This window comes from Streptomyces sp. NPDC048191, assembly GCF_040652655.1.
Classification (GTDB): Bacteria; Actinomycetota; Actinomycetes; order Streptomycetales; family Streptomycetaceae; genus Streptomyces.
The window spans coordinates 242995-261973 of record NZ_JBEZMO010000006.1 but is presented as its reverse complement, the minus strand read 5'-3'; the positions used below and the strand labels follow the sequence as shown (position 1 = coordinate 261973).

Annotated in this window: 13 protein-coding genes and 1 pseudogene; 3 read left to right on the top strand and 11 right to left on the bottom strand. The window is 71.8% G+C overall.

Translation table 11 applies throughout. The features are described 5' to 3' along the window. Positions 1 to 76: 76 nt before the first annotated feature. The 7 genes and pseudogenes from AB0D93_RS13345 to AB0D93_RS13315 form a co-directional block, all read right to left on the bottom strand. Positions 77 to 2026 carry a substrate-binding domain-containing protein gene (locus AB0D93_RS13345; RefSeq protein WP_362117902.1) on the bottom strand — a complete coding sequence of 650 codons (1950 nt, stop codon included), beginning with the start codon at positions 2024 to 2026 and terminating at the stop codon, positions 77 to 79. Continuing rightward, positions 2016 to 3536, bottom strand: a complete 1521-nt coding sequence (locus AB0D93_RS13340; protein ID WP_362117898.1) for a sugar ABC transporter ATP-binding protein — start codon at positions 3534 to 3536, stop codon at positions 2016 to 2018. Before AB0D93_RS13340 ends, AB0D93_RS13345 begins: the two co-directional genes overlap by 11 nt. Continuing rightward, positions 3533 to 4576, bottom strand: a complete 1044-nt coding sequence (locus tag AB0D93_RS13335; RefSeq protein WP_362117895.1) for a LacI family DNA-binding transcriptional regulator — start codon at positions 4574 to 4576, stop codon at positions 3533 to 3535. Before AB0D93_RS13335 ends, AB0D93_RS13340 begins: the two co-directional genes overlap by 4 nt. Before the next feature lie 368 nt (positions 4577 to 4944). Beyond that, positions 4945 to 5121, bottom strand: a complete 177-nt coding sequence (locus AB0D93_RS13330) for a hypothetical protein (RefSeq protein ID WP_362118222.1) — start codon at positions 5119 to 5121, stop codon at positions 4945 to 4947. Positions 5122 to 5222: 101 nt separating this feature from the next. Continuing rightward, positions 5223 to 5591 (bottom strand): annotated as a pseudogene (locus tag AB0D93_RS13325) (YbaK/EbsC family protein); the annotation flags it as partial. Between the two features lie 117 nt (positions 5592 to 5708). Further along, positions 5709 to 6902, bottom strand: a complete 1194-nt coding sequence (locus AB0D93_RS13320) for a M23 family metallopeptidase (RefSeq protein WP_362117892.1) — start codon at positions 6900 to 6902, stop codon at positions 5709 to 5711. Then, entirely contained in the window at positions 6836 to 7183 is a 348-nt protein-coding gene (locus tag AB0D93_RS13315; RefSeq protein ID WP_362117889.1) for a hypothetical protein, read from the bottom strand. The genes AB0D93_RS13320 and AB0D93_RS13315 overlap by 67 nt, the downstream gene beginning before the upstream one ends. 300 nt (positions 7184 to 7483) lie before the next feature. Here AB0D93_RS13315 and AB0D93_RS13310 point away from each other — a divergent pair, with 300 nt between their 5' ends. Both AB0D93_RS13310 and AB0D93_RS13305 read left to right on the top strand, forming a co-directional pair. Beyond that, positions 7484 to 9754, top strand: a complete 2271-nt coding sequence (locus AB0D93_RS13310) for an ATP-dependent RecD-like DNA helicase (protein WP_362117886.1) — start codon at positions 7484 to 7486, stop codon at positions 9752 to 9754. Between the two features lie 197 nt (positions 9755 to 9951). Next, positions 9952 to 11241, top strand: a complete 1290-nt coding sequence (locus AB0D93_RS13305; RefSeq protein WP_362117883.1) for a citrate synthase — start codon at positions 9952 to 9954, stop codon at positions 11239 to 11241. A gap of 739 nt (positions 11242 to 11980) precedes the next feature. On the opposite strand, the gene AB0D93_RS13300 is transcribed toward AB0D93_RS13305, so the two are convergent. The 4 genes from AB0D93_RS13300 to AB0D93_RS13285 form a co-directional block, all read right to left on the bottom strand. Further along, positions 11981 to 14257, bottom strand: a complete 2277-nt coding sequence (locus tag AB0D93_RS13300; protein ID WP_362117880.1) for a heavy metal translocating P-type ATPase — start codon at positions 14255 to 14257, stop codon at positions 11981 to 11983. Positions 14258 to 14344: 87 nt separating this feature from the next. After that, the gene (locus AB0D93_RS13295; RefSeq protein WP_362117877.1) at positions 14345 to 14584 is read right to left on the bottom strand and encodes a heavy-metal-associated domain-containing protein; all 240 of its coding nucleotides are present in this window, start codon (positions 14582 to 14584) and stop codon (positions 14345 to 14347) included. Between the two features lie 86 nt (positions 14585 to 14670). Continuing rightward, positions 14671 to 15609, bottom strand: coding sequence for a PrsW family glutamic-type intramembrane protease (locus AB0D93_RS13290; RefSeq protein WP_362117874.1), 939 nt, complete (start codon positions 15607 to 15609; stop codon positions 14671 to 14673). Between the two features lie 323 nt (positions 15610 to 15932). Continuing rightward, positions 15933 to 16589, bottom strand: coding sequence for a TetR family transcriptional regulator (locus AB0D93_RS13285; RefSeq protein WP_362117871.1), 657 nt, complete (start codon positions 16587 to 16589; stop codon positions 15933 to 15935). 161 nt (positions 16590 to 16750) lie between these two features. Between AB0D93_RS13285 and AB0D93_RS13280 the strand changes: the two genes are divergently transcribed. Then, positions 16751 to 18961, top strand: a complete 2211-nt coding sequence (locus tag AB0D93_RS13280) for an MMPL family transporter (protein WP_362117868.1) — start codon at positions 16751 to 16753, stop codon at positions 18959 to 18961. The last annotated feature ends 18 nt before the right edge of the window (positions 18962 to 18979 follow it).

Below are 18979 nucleotides of genomic sequence, written 5' to 3'. Positions count from 1 at the left end.
GGCGGACGGCCGCCACCCATGGTGCCTCATGCCGGGTGACCCATGGTGTACGACCGTCCGCCCGCGTCGGCCGTTGTCAGCCGCTGAAGCCGGCCACATTGTCCCGCGTGACCACCTTCACCGGTACCTTCACCGTCGGTTCCACCTTCTTGCCCCGGACCGCCCTGAGCGCGTTGTCCACGGCGATCCTCCCCAACTGCGTCGGCTGCTGGGCGACCGACGCGTACAGCGTGCCCTGCTTCACCGCCGTGAGCCCGTCCGGGGTGCCGTCGAATCCGACGACCTGCACGGACTTCCCGGCCCTGGAGCCCAGCGCCTTGACCGCGCCGAGCGCCATCTCGTCGTTGGCGGCGATGACGCCCCGCACGTCGGGGTGGGCCTGGAGCAGGTTCGACATCACGTCGAGGCCCTTGGTGCGGTCGAAGTCGGCCGGCTGCTGGGCCACCACCCGGATGCCGGGGTAGGCCCTCAGACCGTTCGCGAAGCCCTGCGCACGCTCCCGGGCCGCCGACGTACCCGCCTGGCCCTGAAGGATCACGATGCTGCCCTTGCCGCCGAGCTTCTCGGCGATCGTCCTCGCGGCCAGCTCACCGCCCGCCACGTTGTCGGAGGCGACCAGGGTGTTCACGTCGGCCTTGTTGACGCCCCGGTCGACGGCGATCACCGGGATCCCGGCCTTGTCGGCGGCCTTCACCGAGTTGCTCGCCGCGTCCGAGTCCACCGGGTTGACGATGACCGCGCCCAGCTTGGAACTGGTGAAGTTCTGCAGCTGGTTGGCCTGCTGGGAGGCGTCGTTCTGGGCGTCGGTGACGGTCAGGTCCACGCCCAGCTTCTTCGCCTCGGCCCGGGCGCCGGCCCGGATCTGCACGAAGAAGGGGTTGTTGAGGGTGGACAGCGACAGGCCCATCCTCGGGGTCGTCGAGGACGACGAGCCGCCGTGCAGGAAGGAGGTCGCGCCCACGATCGCCACGGTGACGACGGCCGCGAGCGCGTAGGTCGCCGCCTGCCTGCCCTTGGGCCCGCCCGCACCGGAGGCCACGGGGGTGGCCCCGGCCCTGCGGCGCACGGTGTCCAGCAGTACCGCCAGCGCGATGACGACGCCGATCACGACCTGCTGCCAGAAGGCGGACACGTCGAGCAGGTTGAGGCCGTTGCGCAGCACTGCCAGGATCAGCGCGCCGATCAGCGTGCCGGACGCCTTGCCGGTGCCGCCCGCGAGCGAGGCACCGCCGATCACGACCGCGGCGATCGCGTCCAGTTCGTAGCCGTCCGCGGCCTGCGGCTGCGCCGAGGACAGCCGGGAGGCGAGCACGACGCCCGCCACGGCCGCGAAGACGCCGGACAGGGCGTAGATCGCGAGCTTCTGCCTGTGCACCCGCAGCCCCGACAGCCGGGCGGCCTCCTCGTTGCCGCCGATCGCGTACATGGAGCGGCCGATGTACGTCCGGCCCAGGACGACGGCCGCGATCAGCCCCATGACCACCATGACCAGCACCGGCACGGGCAGCCAACCGCCGAGCGTGTCACCGAGGTGCGAGACCGAGTCCGGGAAGGCGATGGGGGAGCCCTGCGAGATCACCAGGGCGAGACCGCGGCCCACCGACAGCATGGCCAGCGTCGCGATGAACGGCGGCAGCTTGCCGTAGGCGATGAGGAAACCGTTCACCAGGCCCGCCGCGACCCCCGTGGCGACGGCGAACAGAACCGCGACCGCCACCGGCACACCGTGCTGCGTGGCGCTCCAGGCCAGCACCGTCGCCGACAGCGCGGCCACGGACCCGACCGACAGGTCGATGCCCGCCGAGACGATCACGAAGGTCGCACCGAAGGCGAGGACCGCCGTCACGGCGGCCTGGACACCGATGTTGAGCAGGTTGTCCGTCGTCAGGAAGTCGCCGGACAGCGCCGACAGCGCGATGACGAGGACGATCAGCGCGGTGAGCGCGCCGTTGTCGAGGAGCAGCCGGCGAAGGGCCCCCGGGGCGCCGCTCGCGCCCGCCCGGCCGTTGAGCGTGTCAGTGGCCACGGGTGGCCTCCTTCTGGGTGGTGGGGGTGGAGACGGCGAGGGACATCACGGCGTCCTGGGTGGCCTCGTCGGCGGAGAGTTCACCGGCGATCCGGCCCTGGGCCATGACCAGCACCCGGTCGCTCATGCCGAGCACCTCCGGCAGATCGCTGGAGATCATGAGCACGGCGGCTCCGGCGGCGGTCAGTTCGTTGACCAGCTGGTAGATCTCGACCTTGGCGCCGACGTCGATGCCGCGCGTCGGCTCGTCGAGGATCAGCACCTTGGTGTCGGCCAGCAGCCACTTGCCGATGACGACCTTCTGCTGGTTGCCGCCGGACAGGGTGCGCACGCGCTGCCCGAGGCCCGCCATCCGCACGCCCAGCTGCCCGGCGATCCGCTCGGCGGCGACGTGCTGCGCCCCGCGGTCGACGAGGCCGGCCCGGGTGGCGGCCCGCATGGTCACGAGCCCCAGGTTCTCCTCGACGGAGGCGTCCAGCACCAGCCCCTGGCCCTTGCGGTCCTCGGGGACGAGCCCGATCCCGGCCGCCATGGCGGCGTTCACGTCATGCCGCTTGAGCCGGTCGCCGCAGACCCTCACGACGCCGTCGTCGTACGGGTCGGCCCCGAACACGGCCCGTACGACCTCGGTGCGGCCGGCCCCCACCAGCCCGGCGATCCCGACGACCTCCCCGGCGTGCACCTCGAAGCTCACGTCGTGGAAGACACCGTCCCGGGTGAGCCCCTCGACGGACAGCAACGCCGCGCCACGGCCGGGCCGCCGCCGCGGGTACTGCTGCTCGATGGACCGCCCGACCATGAGCCGTACGAGCTCCTCCTCGGGGGTGGAGGCGGGCACCTGCCCGACACTCCGCCCGTCCCGGATCACGGTGACCCGGTCGCCCAGGGCGGCGATCTCCTCCAGGTGGTGGGTGATGAAGACGATCCCGACGCCGTCCTCGCGCAGCTGACGCACGATCGCGAACAGCCTCTCGACCTCCTCCGAGGTGAGCACGGCGGTCGGCTCGTCCATGACGAGCACGCGCGCGTCCAGGCTGAGCGCCTTGGCGATCTCGACCATCTGCAGCCGTGCGATGCCGAGTTCACGCACACGCGCGCGGGGGGACACGGACACGCCCACGCGCCGCAGCAGTACCTCGGCGTCGGCCTCCATCCGCTTGCGGTCGATCAGCCCGCGGCGCCGGGGCTGCCGGCCGAGGAAGATGTTCTCGGCGACGGTCAGATCCGGAACGAGGTTGAACTCCTGGTAGATGGTGGCGATCCCGAGCCGCTCGGCGTCCTGCGCGCCGTGGATGCGCACGTCCTGACCACCGACACGGATCCGGCCACCGTCGGGCGTATGGGCACCGGAGAGCATCTTGATGAGCGTGCTCTTGCCGGCGCCGTTCTCACCGAGCAGCACATGGACCTCGCCCCGGCGCAGGTCGAAGTCGACGCCGTCGAGCGCGACCACGCCGGGGAAGGTCTTGCGTATGCCCTCGATGCGCAGCAACTCGTCCGGGTTGCTCACGACGTGCTCCTTTGCACTGGGGAGGGGGACTGCAGGGGGGATGGAGCGGGCGGCTCGCCGCACGAGCGGCGCACGACGAGCCGGGCGGGCAGGGTGACGGACCGCGGGGTACGGCCCTCGATGCGGTCGACCAGGGCCCGTACGGCGGCGCGTCCCAGCTCGCCGGTCGGCTGGGCGATCGCGGTGACGGGCGGATCGGTGTGCACGAACCAGGGGATGTCGTCGAACGCGGCCAGCGCGATGTCGTCCGGAACGCGCAGCCCCCGCGCGCGTACGGCGTCCAGGGCGCCGAGTGCCATGAGGTTGTCGGCCGCGAAGACGACCTGCGGCGGCTCGGGAAGGTCCAGGAACCCCTCGGTGACCCGCCGCCCGCTCTCGGCCTGGAAGTCGCCCTGGCCCGTGTAGGCGTCCGGGAGAGGCAGCCCGTGCTCGCCCAGGGCGGCCCTGAAGGCGGCGACGCGCTCGCTGCCGGTCGTGGTGGCGGCGGGCCCGGCGATGATCGCGAGCCGCCGGTGCCCGAGCCGGCAGAGGTGGGCGACGAGATCCCGGATGGCCGCCTGTCCGTCGGCCCGTACGACGGGCACGTCGACGCCCGGGATCCAGCGGTCCACGAACACCATCGGGGTCCCGGCGCGGGCGGCCTCCAGCATCAGCGGAGAGCCGCCGTCGGTGGGCGAGACGAGCAGCCCGTCGATCCGCCGGTCGAGCAGATTCCGCACATGGTGGTCCTGGAGGTCGGGCCGCTCGTCGGCGTTGCCGATGATCACGCTGTAGCCGAGCGCACGGGCCTCCTCCTCGACCGAACGGGCCAGCTCGGTGAAGTAGGGGTTGAGCACGTCGCTGATGACGAGCCCGAGGGTGTGGGTCTGGTCGGTGCGCAGGGACCGGGCGACGGCGTTGGGCCGGTATCCCAGCGCCTCGACGGCGGCCAGCACCCGCGTCCGCGCGTCGGCACTGACCGAGGGGTGCGCGTTCAGGACGCGCGAGACCGTGGCCACGGAGACCCCGGCCGCTGCGGCGACGTCCTTGATGCTCGCCATCGGCGGGCTCACCTCCTCGTGAGTGTCATCGGCGGTCGCGCAGGTCGTGGAAACGATTACATGCGCTGCCGTAGGAGGGATTGGAATCGATTACACGGGGAGGAGGCAAGAGGTTGAAGGTTGTCCGAAACCCAATCGTGACCGGAGGGCCGGGCCGGGACACGCCTCGACGGCCGCGCCACCTGGCCGGGAGCGGTCACCCGGTGTCCGTCACGTGGCCGCGGCCTTCGTCCTCGTGCGCGTCCTCGGTTCTCGCCCGCACGGCCCGGATCGGCATGCCGAAGACGCTCGGGCCGGTGGCCGGTCACGAACCCGCTGAGCAGCCGGTGGACGTCGGTGGCGTCGACGGGGTACGGCGACGCGGATGCTCACGCGGGCCGGCCGGCGGGGCGGGGTTCTGATCGGCGGGCGGGGTTCCGGCCGGCGCCGTGACGGGCCGCCGTGACGGCCGCGACGAGCAGCGCCGGGTCGATCTCCATGCTGGTGCCGGGCCGTCCACTGCCGCGGTGCACGCGCCCGGGACCGCTGATGGTGTCGTCGGACACCACCGTCGCGGTCCGGTCCGCGGGGCGGGGTTCCGATCGGCGGGCGGGGTTCCGATCGGCGCCGTGACGGCCGCCGGAACGGCCGCGACGAGCAGTGCCGGGTCGATCTCCATGCTGGTGCCGGGCCGTCCACTGCCGCGGTGCACGCGCCCGGGACCGCTGATGGTGTCGTCGAACACCACCGTCGCGGTCCGGTCCGCGGAGACCGGGCAGACACCTCCGGGTCGCATCCCGGCCCGCGCCGGCCGCTGGGCATCCGCGGGGGACGGTTCGCTACGACGGATCCCGGCGGCCCGCGCCGGCGGTCCGTACCGCACCCGCGCGTGACCGGGCAGCGCGGCCGGCGGCAGCCGGTCCTGGGGCGTGACGAAGGCCAGGGTCTTCACGGTCCGCTCCAGCGGAACGCCCGGCGCGGCACACACCCGGACGGGAGCCACTGCTCCCGGGTGCTCGTACAGCCGGAAAGGCATGCCGAGCGCGGTGAGCACGTCCGGCGGCTCGCCGGGCGCGGGATCGCTCACCCGGCCAACGTTACGGGTGTGGCGGGGAGTTCGTCGGCTCCGTACCGCGACTCGCCGTCCCGGCGGTCAGTTGCGGATCACACGACCGCGGTGGAAGAAGCCGCCGACGTCGGTGAACGCCAGGTCCAGCCCGACGCCGTCCCGTTCGGCGTGCAGGTGCAGGTGGGGCTCGGTGGAGTTGCCCGAGTTGCCGACCTCGCCGACGAGTTGTCCGGCCCGTACCGTCTGCCCGGTGGTGACCGTCACGCTGCCGGGCCGCAGGTGGGCCATCTTGACCACTTCGCGGCCGGTGTCGATGAACACGTGGTTGCCGTAGAGGGGGCCGAAGCGGATGAGGCCGGGTTCCTGGTCGGGCAGTCCGTCGGCGGCGGAGCTCACCACACCGTCGCACGGCGCGTACAGCTTCGCGCCGTAGATGAGGTACGACTCCAGGCCGGTACCGGGGCCTTTGCTGCCGTGGACCCCGTCGACGGCGACGATGTCGAGCGCGCCGCGCTGTTCCGCGATGGCGAAGTGGTGGTTGAGGCCCTTGCCGCCGCCCTGTCCCACGTACCAGACGCCGCCCCTGAGCGGGAAGCGCAGCGGTGCGGACAGCGGCGTGCCCCAGCGGTGCCGGCGCCGCCTGAACAGCGTCCACAGGACACCGGCGCACACGGCCGCCGCGACGGCGGCGCCCGGCAGCGGGTGCCCGAACGGCAGCCGCGCCGCCCGGTACCCCGCGGCCAGCACCGGCAGGGCCCCGGCCTCCAGCGAGCGGCGGACCCGGCGGGGCATCGAGGCGGGCTCGCCGTACCCCTCGAAGACGGCGTAACCGGTGGCGACGGCGAAGAGAGCCGCGAGCCAGGACGAGCCCGTGCCCGCCGTCCAGCACTCCGCGATGCCCCAGGCGGCCAACGCGCCCCAGACCACCGGGCCCAGCACCGGCTGCACAGGAGGCGGGAGGCGGAACGCGGGTGCCTTGTACGGGGCGCCGTCGATCAGCAGGCCGATCAGCGCACCGTCGTCGTCGGTCGTCGCCCACGCCAGGACCCGCCCGGTCGCACCGCGGACCACCAGTCCGTCCGGCCCGTCGTCGACGCCCGCGAAGTCACCGGTGAGCTCACGGGTGGCGGCGACGATCGTCTCCAGCCGCTCCCGGCCGACCCCTCGTACGACGCGCGGCGCGAGGCGCTCCCACTCGCCGGGGTCCGAGGTCAGGAAGCGGTGGAGCGCGTCGGCCGGGGAGGCGTCGGCGGCGCCGTGCCGGTTCGGATCCCGCATGTGTGCTCCGTTCGGTCGCCGGTGGAGAACCCGCCCGCGAACGCCGCCGCAGCGCCGGTGCGGCGCTCGGCCGTGAGGAACCACGGGCGCTGCTCCGCCCGGGCGCGGGTCAGCCGGCGGGTGGCGAGGTCGGCCGGCCGCCAGGACCGTCGTTCACCGCGCAGCCGCGGGCGCCGCACCGGGTGGCCGGTCGCGGCCCGGCGGAAGCCGCACTCGCCGTCGAAGAGGACGGTGGGTGCCGGGGCGGAGGTTGCCTGAGGCGTGTCGGAAGATTCGGACACGCTGCCCCTCCTCGTCCGCGGGGCGAGTGGCGGCCACCTCCTCGTCGCGCGGGCGGGGAGTGCCACGTCAGCGAGGGCCGCTCGCCGCGCTCGGCGGGGGTGAGGCGCCCCCCGCGTCCGCAGAACTCGTGCGGCCACGCGTCGAGTCGGCCGTGGGCCCGTCCGGCTTGCCGGGTGCCAGGGCGCGTGAAGGAGGTGCGGGGCAGGGGCGGTTGCGGCACTCGGGGCGCGGTCGCGTCGCCCGGTGGGCGGCGGCATGAGGCGGCGCCCGTTGTCGGACCCCGGCTGTACCGTCGGATCATGGCTCAACAGGCGGGGACCCAGAGCGGCGAGCGCCGGCTCGCGGTGCTCGAAGGCGTGCTGGAACGCATCACGTACGCCAACGAGGAGAACGGATACACCGTCGCCCGGGTCGACACCGGCAGAGGCGGCGGTGATCTGCTCACGGTCGTCGGTGCGCTGCTCGGTGCCCAGGTCGGGGAGTCGCTGCGGATGGAGGGGCGCTGGGGGTCGCATCCCCAGTACGGCAAGCAGTTCCACTGTGAGAACTACACGACCGTCCTGCCCGCCACCGTCCAGGGCATCCGGCGGTACCTGGGGTCCGGGCTGGTCAAGGGGATCGGGCCGGTCTTCGCCGACCGCATCACGCAGCACTTCGGGCTGGAGACCCTCCGGGTCATCGAGGAGGAGCCCAAGCGGCTCGTGGAGGTCCCCGGCCTCGGTCCCAAGCGGACCAAGAAGATCGCCGACGCCTGGGAGGAGCAGAAGGCGATCAAGGAGGTCATGCTCTTCCTGCAGACCGTCGAGGTCTCCACCTCGATCGCCGTGCGGATCTACAAGAAGTACGGCGACGCGTCGATCCAGGTCGTCAAGGAGCAGCCGTACCGCCTCGCCGCCGACGTCTGGGGCATCGGCTTCCTCACCGCCGACAAGATCGCCCAGTCCGTCGGCATTCCGCACGACAGCCCGGAGAGGGTCAAGGCGGGACTGCAGTACGCCCTGTCCCAGTCCGCCGACCAGGGGCACTGCTTCCTGCCCGAGGAGCGGCTGATCTCCGACGCGGTGAAGCTGCTCGCCGTGGACACCGGGCTTGTCATCGAGTGTCTCGCCGAGCTGGCCGAACCCGCGGAGGAGGGCGGCGACCCGGGTGTCGTACGGGAGAGGGTGCCCGGGCCGGACGGTGACGACGGCGAACCCGTCACCGCGGTCTACCTCGTCCCCTTCCACCGCGCCGAGCTGTCCCTCTCCTCCCAGCTGCTCCGCCTGCTGCGGACCGGGCAGGACCGGATGCCGGCCTTCCGGGACGTCGACTGGGGCAAGGCCCTCGGCTGGCTGAAGGACCGTACCGGCGCGGACCTCGCCCCGGAGCAGGAAGCCGCCGTCAGGCTCGCGCTCACCGAGAAGGTCGCCGTCCTCACCGGCGGCCCCGGCTGCGGCAAGTCCTTCACCGTCCGTTCCATCGTGGAGCTGGCCCGTGCCAAGCGGGCCAAGGTGCTGCTCGCCGCCCCCACCGGGCGGGCCGCCAAGCGCCTGTCCGAGCTGACCGGCGCCGAGGCCTCCACCGTCCACCGGCTGCTGGAGCTGAAGCCCGGCGGGGACGCCGCCTATGACCGGGACCGGCCGCTCGACGCCGATCTCGTGGTCGTCGACGAGGCGTCCATGCTCGACCTGCTGCTCGCCAACAAGCTCGTGAAGGCCGTGCCGCCCGGCGCCCATCTGCTCTTCGTCGGTGACGTCGACCAGCTGCCCAGCGTCGGCGCCGGTGAAGTGCTGCGTGACCTGCTCGCCGAGGGGAGCCCGGTGCCCGCCGTCCGGCTCACCCGGGTCTTCCGGCAGGCCCAGCAGTCCGGCGTCGTCACCAACGCGCACCGGATCAACGCGGGACAGCATCCGCTCACCGACGGGCTGAAGGACTTCTTCCTCTTCGTGGAGGACGACACCGAGGAGGCGGGGCGGCTCACCGTGGACGTGGCGGCGCGGCGGATTCCGGCCAGGTTCGGGCTCGATCCGCGCCGGGACGTGCAGGTGCTGGCCCCGATGCACCGGGGGCCGGCGGGTGCGGGCGTGCTCAACGGGCTGCTCCAGCAGGCCGTCACTCCCGGGCGGCCCGATCTGCCGGAGAAGCGGTTCGGCGGCCGGGTCTTCCGCGTCGGCGACAAGGTCACCCAGATTCGCAACAATTACGAGAAAGGGAAGAACGGTGTCTTCAACGGCACCGTCGGCGTCGTCACGGCGCTCGACCCGGTCGACCAGCGCCTGACGGTGCTGACGGACGAGGACGAGGAGGTTCCGTACGAATTCGACGAACTGGACGAACTGGCCCATGCGTACGCGGTGACCATTCACCGTTCGCAGGGAAGTGAATATCCGGCGGTGGTGATTCCCGTCACGACCGGGGCATGGATGATGCTCCAGCGGAACCTGCTCTACACGGCGGTCACCCGGGCCAAGCGGCTGGTCGTCCTCGTCGGTTCGCGCAAGGCGATCGGACAGGCGGTGCGCACGGTGTCGGCCGGGCGGCGGTGTACGGCCCTCGACTTCAGGCTTGATCAGGGCCATCACGAAAAATGATCGATCAAACGAGTCGTGAAGGTCACAGAGACCTTCCAGATGGGGAGACGAGGGGGCAGGATGAGCAGGTTGGCGGCACTGAGTGCCGCCAATAGGCCCAATGGTCGACCCCGAGTGCACTCTCCTGAGCCAAATGGGGGATGGTAGAGACAGTCAGGGCACCTCGAAGATGAGGCACTACGTCGGTGAGGGAAGACGTGAGCGACAACTCTGTAGTACTGCGGTACGGCGACGGCGAGTACACCTACCCGGTGGTCGACAGCACCGTCGGCGACAAGGGCTTCGACATCGGGAAGCTCCGCGCCCAGACCGGTCTGGTGACTCTGGACAGCGGGTACGGCAACACGGCCGCCTATAAATCCGCTGTCACCTACCTCGACGGCGAGGCGGGCATCCTCCGCTACCGCGGCTACCCCATCGAGCAGCTGGCGGAGCGCTCCACCTTCCTCGAGGTGGCGTACCTGCTGATCAACGGTGAGCTGCCCACCGTCGACGAGCTGACGACGTTCAAGGACGACATCACGCGGCACACCCTGCTGCACGAGGACGTCAAGAACTTCTACAAGGGCTTCCCGCGCGACGCCCACCCGATGGCCATGCTGTCCTCGGTCGTCTCGGCGCTGTCCACCTTCTACCAGGACAGCCACAACCCGTTCGACGAGCGCCAGCGCGACCTCTCCACGATCCGCCTGCTCGCCAAGCTCCCGACGATCGCGGCGTACGCGTACAAGAAGTCGATCGGCCACCCGTTCGTCTACCCGCGCAACGACCTCGGCTACGTCGAGAACTTCCTGCGCATGACCTTCTCGGTGCCGGCGCAGGAGTTCGAGCTGGACCCGGTCGTCGTCTCCGCGCTGGACAAGCTGCTGATCCTGCACGCCGACCACGAGCAGAACTGCTCGACCTCCACGGTCCGCCTGGTCGGCTCCTCGCAGGCCAACATGTTCGCCTCGATCTCGGCGGGCATCAGCGCACTGTGGGGCCCGCTGCACGGTGGCGCCAACCAGTCCGTGCTGGAGATGCTGGAAGGCATCCAGGCCAACGGCGGCGACGTCGACTCCTTTATCACCAAGGTGAAGAACAAGGAGGACGGCGTCCGTCTGATGGGCTTCGGTCACCGGGTCTACAAGAGCTTCGACCCGCGCGCCAAGATCATCAAGGCCGCCGCGCACGACGTCCTCTCCGCGCTCGGCAAGTCCGACGAGCTGCTGGACATCGCGCTGAAGCTGGAGGAGCACGCGCTCTCCGACGACTACTTCGTCTCGCGCAACCTCTACCCGAACGTCGACTTCTACACCGGCCTGATCTACCGCGCCATGGGCTTCCCGACCGAGATGTTCACGGTCCTGTTCGCCCTCGGCCGCCTGCCGGGCTGGATCGCCCAGTGGACCGAGATGATCAAGGAGCCGGGTTCCCGCATCGGCCGCCCGCGCCAGATCTACACGGGCGTGGAGCTGCGCGACTTCGTGCCGGTCGAGGAGCGCTGACACCTGCCGGTGAGGGGCGCCGCGTGCTCGGCGTCCCGCCACCGGCAGCCGTGCTCTCGGGCTTCACCGGGCGTTCGCCCGCGAGCCCGTCGTGTTCGCCCGCGAGTCCGTCGTCAAGGAGTCCGGGCGGCCACCGGTGGTGGCCGGTCACGCTCATGCGGCGGGGCGGCATGCCGACACGGCCCCGCGCATCGGAACGCACAAAGCGGAAGGCGCCCTGGCGCCGGTCCCCCCACGGGCCGACGACCAGGGCGCCTTCCCATGTCCCGGTGCGGATTCCCCCCACGGGATCCGGCCGGGCGCTCGGAGAGGACAGCGCCTGAATCGCTGTCGTCGAGCAGAATGAGCAAAACTCGTCCTGCTCCGGTGATGCGGTGCGATCTGCCGGGACAACGCACGCTGGGAGGGCCGCTCAAAGCTTCCCGGTGTACGTGCCCCGGCAACGCATCTCTGAGGAAGTCCCCCAAGACATCCCCAGACGCCGGTTGACGCCCCCCAAGACGCCGAACCGACATCGCCAACTTAGACCTTCGAACCCCTTCGATGGTTACGTTCGCATCACTGTGATCTGCGTCTCTTGCATATGTCCTTTAGGTGCGCAAGAGCCCCGATACGAGGATCGGGGCCCAAGCGTAAGGATGATGCGCGAGCCTTGTGAAGAGCTTATGTGAGGCTCGCGCCGGACTCTAGGGGGTCTCTTACTTCGGCCGTGCCTAACCGCCGGTAACCTCGCGGGACTTCAGCGGAACCGGCGCAGCCGCAGACTGTTGGTGACCACGAAGACCGAGGAGAAGGCCATCGCCGCGCCGGCGATCATCGGGTTCAGCAGCCCGGCGGCGGCCAGCGGCAGCGCCGCCACGTTGTAACCGAAGGCCCACACCAGGTTGCCCTTGATGGTGACCAGCGTCCGCCGGGACAGCCGGATGGCGTCCGCGGCCACCCGCAGGTCCCCGCGCACCAGCGTCAGATCGCCGGCCTCGATGGCCGCGTCCGTGCCGGTGCCCATGGCCAGGCCCAGGTCGGCGGTGGCGAGCGCGGCCGCGTCGTTGACGCCGTCGCCGACCATCGCCACGGTCCGTCCCTCGCGCTGCAGCCGTCGTACGACGTCCACCTTGTCCTCGGGGAGCACCTCCGCGTACACGTCCCCGGCGTCGATGCCGACCGTGCCCGCGACCGCTTCGGCGACCGTGCGGTTGTCGCCGGTGAGCAGCACCGGCCGCAGCCCCAGTGCGCGCAGCTCCCGCACCGCCTCGGCGCTGGTCTCCTTGACCGCGTCGGCGACGGCGAGTACCCCGCGGGCCTGCCCGTCCCAGCCGGCCACGACGGCCGTACGGCCCTCCTGCTCGGCCTCGCGTGCCGCCCTGGCCAGCTCCTGCGGCAGCTCGTCGTACAGGCGCCCCACGGCCACCTCGCGGCCGTCCACGCGTCCGCGTACGCCCCGTCCGGGGACGTTCTCGAAGTGCTCGACCGCGGGGAGGGCGCCGGCCCGTTCCTCGGCGCCGGCGGCGATCGCGCGGGCGACGGGGTGTTCGGAGGCGTGCTCCAGGGCGCCGGCGAGCCGCAGCAGCTCCTTCTCGTCCTCGTCCGCGGCCACGTGCACCGCCTGCAGGGTCATCCGGCCGGTGGTGACGGTGCCGGTCTTGTCGAGGACGACCGTGTCGACGCGGCGCGTGGACTCCAGCACCTCGGGGCCCTTGATGAGGATGCCGAGCTGGGCGCCGCGCCCGGTGCCCACCATCAGCGCGGTCGGCGTGGCGAGCCCCAGCGCGCAGGGGCAGGCGATGATCAGCACGGCGACGGCGGCCGTGAACGCGGCGACGGTGTCCCCGGTGACGCCCAGCCAGACGGCGAAGGTGCCGAGCGCGATCAGGATGACCACGGGCACGAAGACGGCGGAGATCCGGTCGGCCAGCCGCTGCACCTCGGCCTTGCCGTTCTGCGCGTCCTCCACGAGCCGCGCCATCCGGGCGAGCTGGGTGTCGGCGCCGACCCGGGTGGCCTCCACGACCAGCCGGCCGCCCGCGTTGACCGTGGCGCCGGTGACCCGGTCACCGGGCCCGACGTCCACCGGCACGGACTCGCCGGTCAGCATGGCGGCGTCCACCGCGGAGACGCCCTGGACCACGGTGCCGTCGGTGGCGATCTTCTCACCGGGGCGTACGACGAACCGGTCGCCGACGGCCAGGGACGACACCGGCACGCGTACCTCGTGGCCGTCCCGCAGTACGGCCACGTCCTTGGCGCCCAGCTCCATCAGCGCCTTGAGGGCGGCGCCGGCGCGGCGCTTGGAGCGGGCCTCCAGGTAGCGGCCCAGCAGGATCAGTGTGACGACTCCGGCGGCGACCTCCAGGTAGATGGTGGAGGCGCCGTCCATGCGGGCTGTGACATCAGTCGCCACCGCTCCGGTGGTGAAGCGGAACTCGTCGTGCATGCCGGTGGTGCCCGCGTCACCGAAGAACAGGGCCCACAGCGACCAGCCGAACGCGGCCAGCGTGCCGACCGACACCAGGGTGTCCATGGTGGCGGCGCCGTGCCGGAGGTTGGTCCAGGAGGCCCGGTGGAAGGGCCACCCGCCCCAGACGACGACCGGGGCGGCGAGGGTGAGGGAGAGCCACTGCCAGTTGTCGAACTGCAGCGCCGGGACCATCGCGAGCAGGACCACGGGCGCGGCGAGCAGCGCGGAGACGAGCAGCCGGTGGCGCAGCGCGCCGAGTTCGGGGTCCTGCGCGGAGGGTTCGGGCGAGGCCTCGGGCTCGGGCTGCGGCGGCGCGGGCTCCTCGGCGGTGTAACCCGTCCTCTCCACGGTGGCGATCAGGTCGGCCACCCGCACGCCCTCGCCGAAGGTGATCCTCGCCTTCTCGGTGGCGTAGTTGACGGTGGCGCTGACGCCCTCCATCCGGTTGAGCTTCTTCTCCACCCGGGCGGCGCAGGAGGCACAGGTCATCCCGCCGATGAGCAGCTCGACGCCGGAAGTGCCGCCTATCGCGGCCCCGGTCTGTGCGGTGGTGCTGGTCATGTCCGGACTCCAGACATCGGACCGGACCGTACGGAGTCAGTATCAGCTGGTCGGCACGGCCCGGTCGGGGAAGGGGGTGAAGGGCGTTCAGACCCGGCCGGCCAGCTCGAAGCCGGCCTCGTCCACGGCGTCGCGCACGGCCTCGTCGTCCAGCGGGCCCTCGGAGACCACGGTCACCTCGCCGGTGGACGCCACGGCCTTCACCGAGCTGACGCCCGGGATCTGGGAGATCTCGCCGGAGACGGAGCCCTCGCAGTGGCCGCAGCTCATGCCGGTCACCTTGTAGACGGTGGTGACGGAGCCCGGGGTGTCGGTGTGGGCGGTCATGTCATTACTCCTCGTCGAGGCAGGTGGGGCGAGTGGGGCCCGCGAGGGAACCCCACCCTTCGGACAGTATACCCCTAGGGGGTACCTCACCAAGTGGGCGCCCGGCGTGCCAGCGACCGCACCCAGCCGATCCCGGCCAGGGCCACCAGGGCCGGCCCGCCGACCGAGAACAGCGTGAACAGGTGTTCCTGCTCGGTGCTCGGCCGGACGAGGTATCCCTGCGTGAACAGCTGCCCCTCCGGGCCGCCGCCGGTCAGCCGGGTGACCGACCAGATCGCGAGGGCGTGCGTGGAGTCCCACAGGGCGTGCAGCAGGGAGACGCCCAGGCAGGTGCCGAGGACCGGCGCGGCGATGCGGAAGCGCCCGCTCAGGCGGCGCCGGGACAGCAGCGCACCGCCCGCGATCGCGGTCCACAGACCGTGCCCGACGGGGGCGAGCACCCCGCGCAGGATCTCCGTCTCCAGCAGGGGGAGCAGACTCACGCCCTGGGCGGAGGCGGCTGCCTGGAACGCGTAACCGGCGCTCTCCAGTGCCGCGAAGCCGAAGCCGACGGCCGCGCCGAGCACCAGTCCGGCGCGGGGCCCGCGGACGGCCGGCTGCCGGCGCAGCACGAACACCAGCGCGGCGAGCTTGGCCGCCTCCTCGGCCAGGCCGACGCCGAGGAGTGTGCCGGGGGAGGTGCGCGCCGGATACCAACCCGTCAGCGAGGCGCCGAGCACGCCGAGGGTCCCGCCGGCCAGGAAGCAGCCGAGGATCGCGCTGACGCCCAGGTCACGGCCGTGCCGCTCGTACGCCCACAGCACGAAGGCGACCGGCACGAGAAAGCTGCCGAGCAGGATCACCGTCGGCAGCAGTGCGCTGCCGCGCGTCTCGTACGTGACCCACGTGGCCGGCACCCACAGGGCGAACCCCACGCCCAGGCAGCGCCGCCACAGGCCCGCCGCGATGCGCGGGTACGGCGGTGGCGGCTGCTGGGGGCCGGGAATGCGGGCCTTGGGCGCGCCGGGAGGCGGGGAGTGGCTCACGGGGGTCCCCTCGGACGGCTGCTGATCGATTTACCCGCACTGTATGCAGACGCACCGATTGCCGCAGTCCGGGCGGCCCGGCGGGGGCATGGGGGGCGCCCGGGCCCTTGAGGTCGAATGGATTCCCCGACCGTCCACGTGCGGAGTCGGTGCTCCGTCGCCCGGTTTCCCCCTGGGGGGGCCTGGTGCCGGGTGGCGTCAGTGAGGCATCGGGCTCAGGTGACTCCAGGAGTCAGCTGTGACTGCGGGGATCCCGCGAAACCGCACGGAGCGGACGCCCCGGGGGACCGCCGCCCTCGGCGACCACCAGGCGCCCCCCCGCGTCACCCGAGGCCGAGACGGTCGCCCACCAGTGGTTCCAGGTAGCGGATCAGGACGTTCTTGATCTCCTGGATGTAGGCCGCGCGCTCGGCGCCCTCGTGGGCGAGGACCAGTTCCAGGCCGGACTTGTAGATGCCGAGGCACACGTGCGCCGTGCGGGTGACGTCGGCGGGGGAGGTGCCGGGCATGAAGGAGGCGAGCAGGTCCTCGATCCGGCCGATCAGCGTGGCGTGCAGCTGGTCGTGCGACTCGGCCATCCGGCCCGGGATGTCGGAACCGTGCATCAGGGCGAAGAAGACCGGGTGCTCGGTGTTGAAGGCCATGAACCGGTCGATGGCCGAGCCGATGGCCGCCTCCAGCGGGGTGGCCGGGTCGACGGGGGCCAGCGCCTCGCCGTAGGTCTCCCGCATCTCGTGAACGAGCCGGTCGCCCAGCTCGATCGCGATCGCTTCCTTGTTCGGGAAGAACTGGTACAGCGTGCCCGGCGAGACGCCCGCCTCGCGGGCGATGGCGTTGGTGCTGGCCGCGGTGTAGCCGGCGGAGCAGAAGACCCGGGCGGCCGCTTCGAGCAACTGGGCGATACGGCGCTCCCCGCGGGCCTGCCGACGGCGCGGCTGCTCCGTCCCCCGCGGCTGCTCCTTCTCCGAGGTGTCGGACACGCGTTATCCCCAGCTCTCCAGAAGGTCATTGACAAACGCGAGCGGTCGCTCGCATTCTGGAGAAACGCGAGCGATGTCTCGTGTTTGTCAGTTTATGGCAACGACTCCTCCGTGCCGCCTGCCTGCGCGGACACGGCTCGTGGTGAAGGGGACACCGCAGGATGACCGAAGTCAACACGCCACCGCCGTCGGCGGACCCGGCGCCGCCCCGGCCCGGCCGGTACACCCGCTTCGTGACCGCCCGCCCACGCCTGTCGCTCCTCGTGGCCCTGGTGCTCACCGCGCTCGCCGTGCTGGCCGGCAGCGGTGTCGCGGACCGGCTCGGCAGCGGCGGCTGGGAGGACCCGGGCGCCGAGTCGACGTACGCCACCAAGGCCCTGGAGCACGAGTTCCCGGACTCCCAGCCGAACCTGCTGCTCCTGGTCGACTCGGGCCGCGCCTCGGTCGACGATCCGGCGGTCGCCGCCCGGGCCCGGGACCTGGCCGCCCGGCTGGCGGGGGAGAAGGGCGTGACCGGCGTCGGTTCCTACTGGCAGAGCCGGTCACCGGCCCTGCGCGCCAAGGACGGCCACGAGGCCCTGATCGCCGCCCGCATCACCGGCGACGACAACACCATGGGCAGAACGCTCGACCGCATCGCCCCGCACTACCGCGGCGCGCACGGCCCGGTCCAGGTGAAGGTCGGCGGCATCGTCGCCGTCCGGCACGAGATGCAGACGGTCATCAAGGAGGACCTCACCCGCGCCGAAGCGATCGCCCTGCCGATCACGCTCGTGCTGCTGGTGATGGTCTTCGGCAGTGCCGTCGCCGCCCTGCTGCCGCTCGGCATCGGCATCGTCGCCATCCTCGGCACCAACGCCGTCCTGCGCGGGCTGACGGCCTTCACCGACGTCTCCGTCTTCGCGCTCAACCTCACCACGGCCCTCGGCCTCGGTCTGGCCATCGACTACGCCCTCTTCATCGTCCGCCGCTACCGCGAGGAACTGTCCACGGGTGCCGACCCGCTGACCGCGGTCGGCGCGACCCTGCGCACGGCCGGGCGCACGGTGCTCTTCTCCGCCCTCACGGTGGCGGTGTCCCTGGCCGCCATGATGGTCTTCCCGCAGTACTTCCTGCGGTCCTTCGCCTACGCCGGCATGGCCGTCGTCCTGCTCGCCGCGGCCGCCGCCCTGATCCTGCTCCCGGCCGCGCTGGTCCTGCTCGGTCACCGGGTCAACTCCCTGGATCTGCGCCGTCTGCTGCGCCGGCGCCGCGATACCGGGCCTGCCGAGGGGAGGGCCTGGGCGCGGGCCGCCGGCCTGGTGATGCGCCGCGCCCCGCTCTTCGCGCTCGGCACCACCGTCCTGCTGGTCACGCTCGGACTGCCCTTCCTGGGCGTGAAGTTCGGTACCGCCGACGACCGCCAGCTCCCCTCGACCGCCGAGTCCCACGTGGTGCAGCAGCACATCCGCGAGGGCTTCCCGGGCAGCCCCGGCGGCGGTCTGGAGATCCTCACCGAGGGCAGGGCCACCGACGCCCAGTACGCCGCCTACAAGCAGCAGTTGGCCGCGCTGCCCGAGGTGGTCCATGTGGAGGGCCCGCTGGTCAAGGACGACGCCGCCTACTTCACGGTGCAGCCCAGGGGGGAGGCCGTGGACGACGCGGCCCAGCGCCTGGTCGGCGACGTGCGCGCGCTGCACACCCCCTTCGACGCCAAGGTGACCGGCACGGCGGCCGTCCTCGTCGACACCAAGCACGCGATAGCCGAGCGCCTGCCCTGGGCGGCCGCGTTCATCGCCGTCGTCACCCTCCTCCTGGTCTTCCTGCTCACCGGAAGCGTGCTGATACCGGTGCAGGCCGTGGTGCTCAACGCGCTCAGCCTGACAGCGATGTTCGGTGCGGTCGTCTGGGTCTTCCAGGACGGTCATCTGTCCGGCCCGCTGGGCTTCACCAGCGCCGGCTCCATAGAGACCACCCTGCCCGTGCTGATGTTCTGCGTGGCCTTCGGACTCTCCATGGACTACGGCGTGTTCCTGCTCTCCCGCATCAAGGAGGAGTACGACCGCACGGGCGACCACGACGCGGCGGTGCGCCACGGACTCCAGCGCACCGGCGGGCTGATCACCGCGGCGGCGGTCATCCTCGCGGTGGTGATGGTCGCCATCGGCACCTCACGGGTGACCAACACCAAGATGCTCGGCATGGGCATCGCCCTGGCGGTCCTGATGGACGCGATGGTGGTCCGGAGTCTTCTGGTTCCGGCGATCATGCGGCTGACGGGCAGGGCCACGTGGTGGGCGCCGGCCCCTCTGCGGCGCTTCCACGAACGGTTCGGGGTGAGTGAGGGCGAGCCCGCGCGCACCGAGGAGGTGAAGGAGACGGCGGGGGTGTGAGGCAGGAGGCAGCCGTGC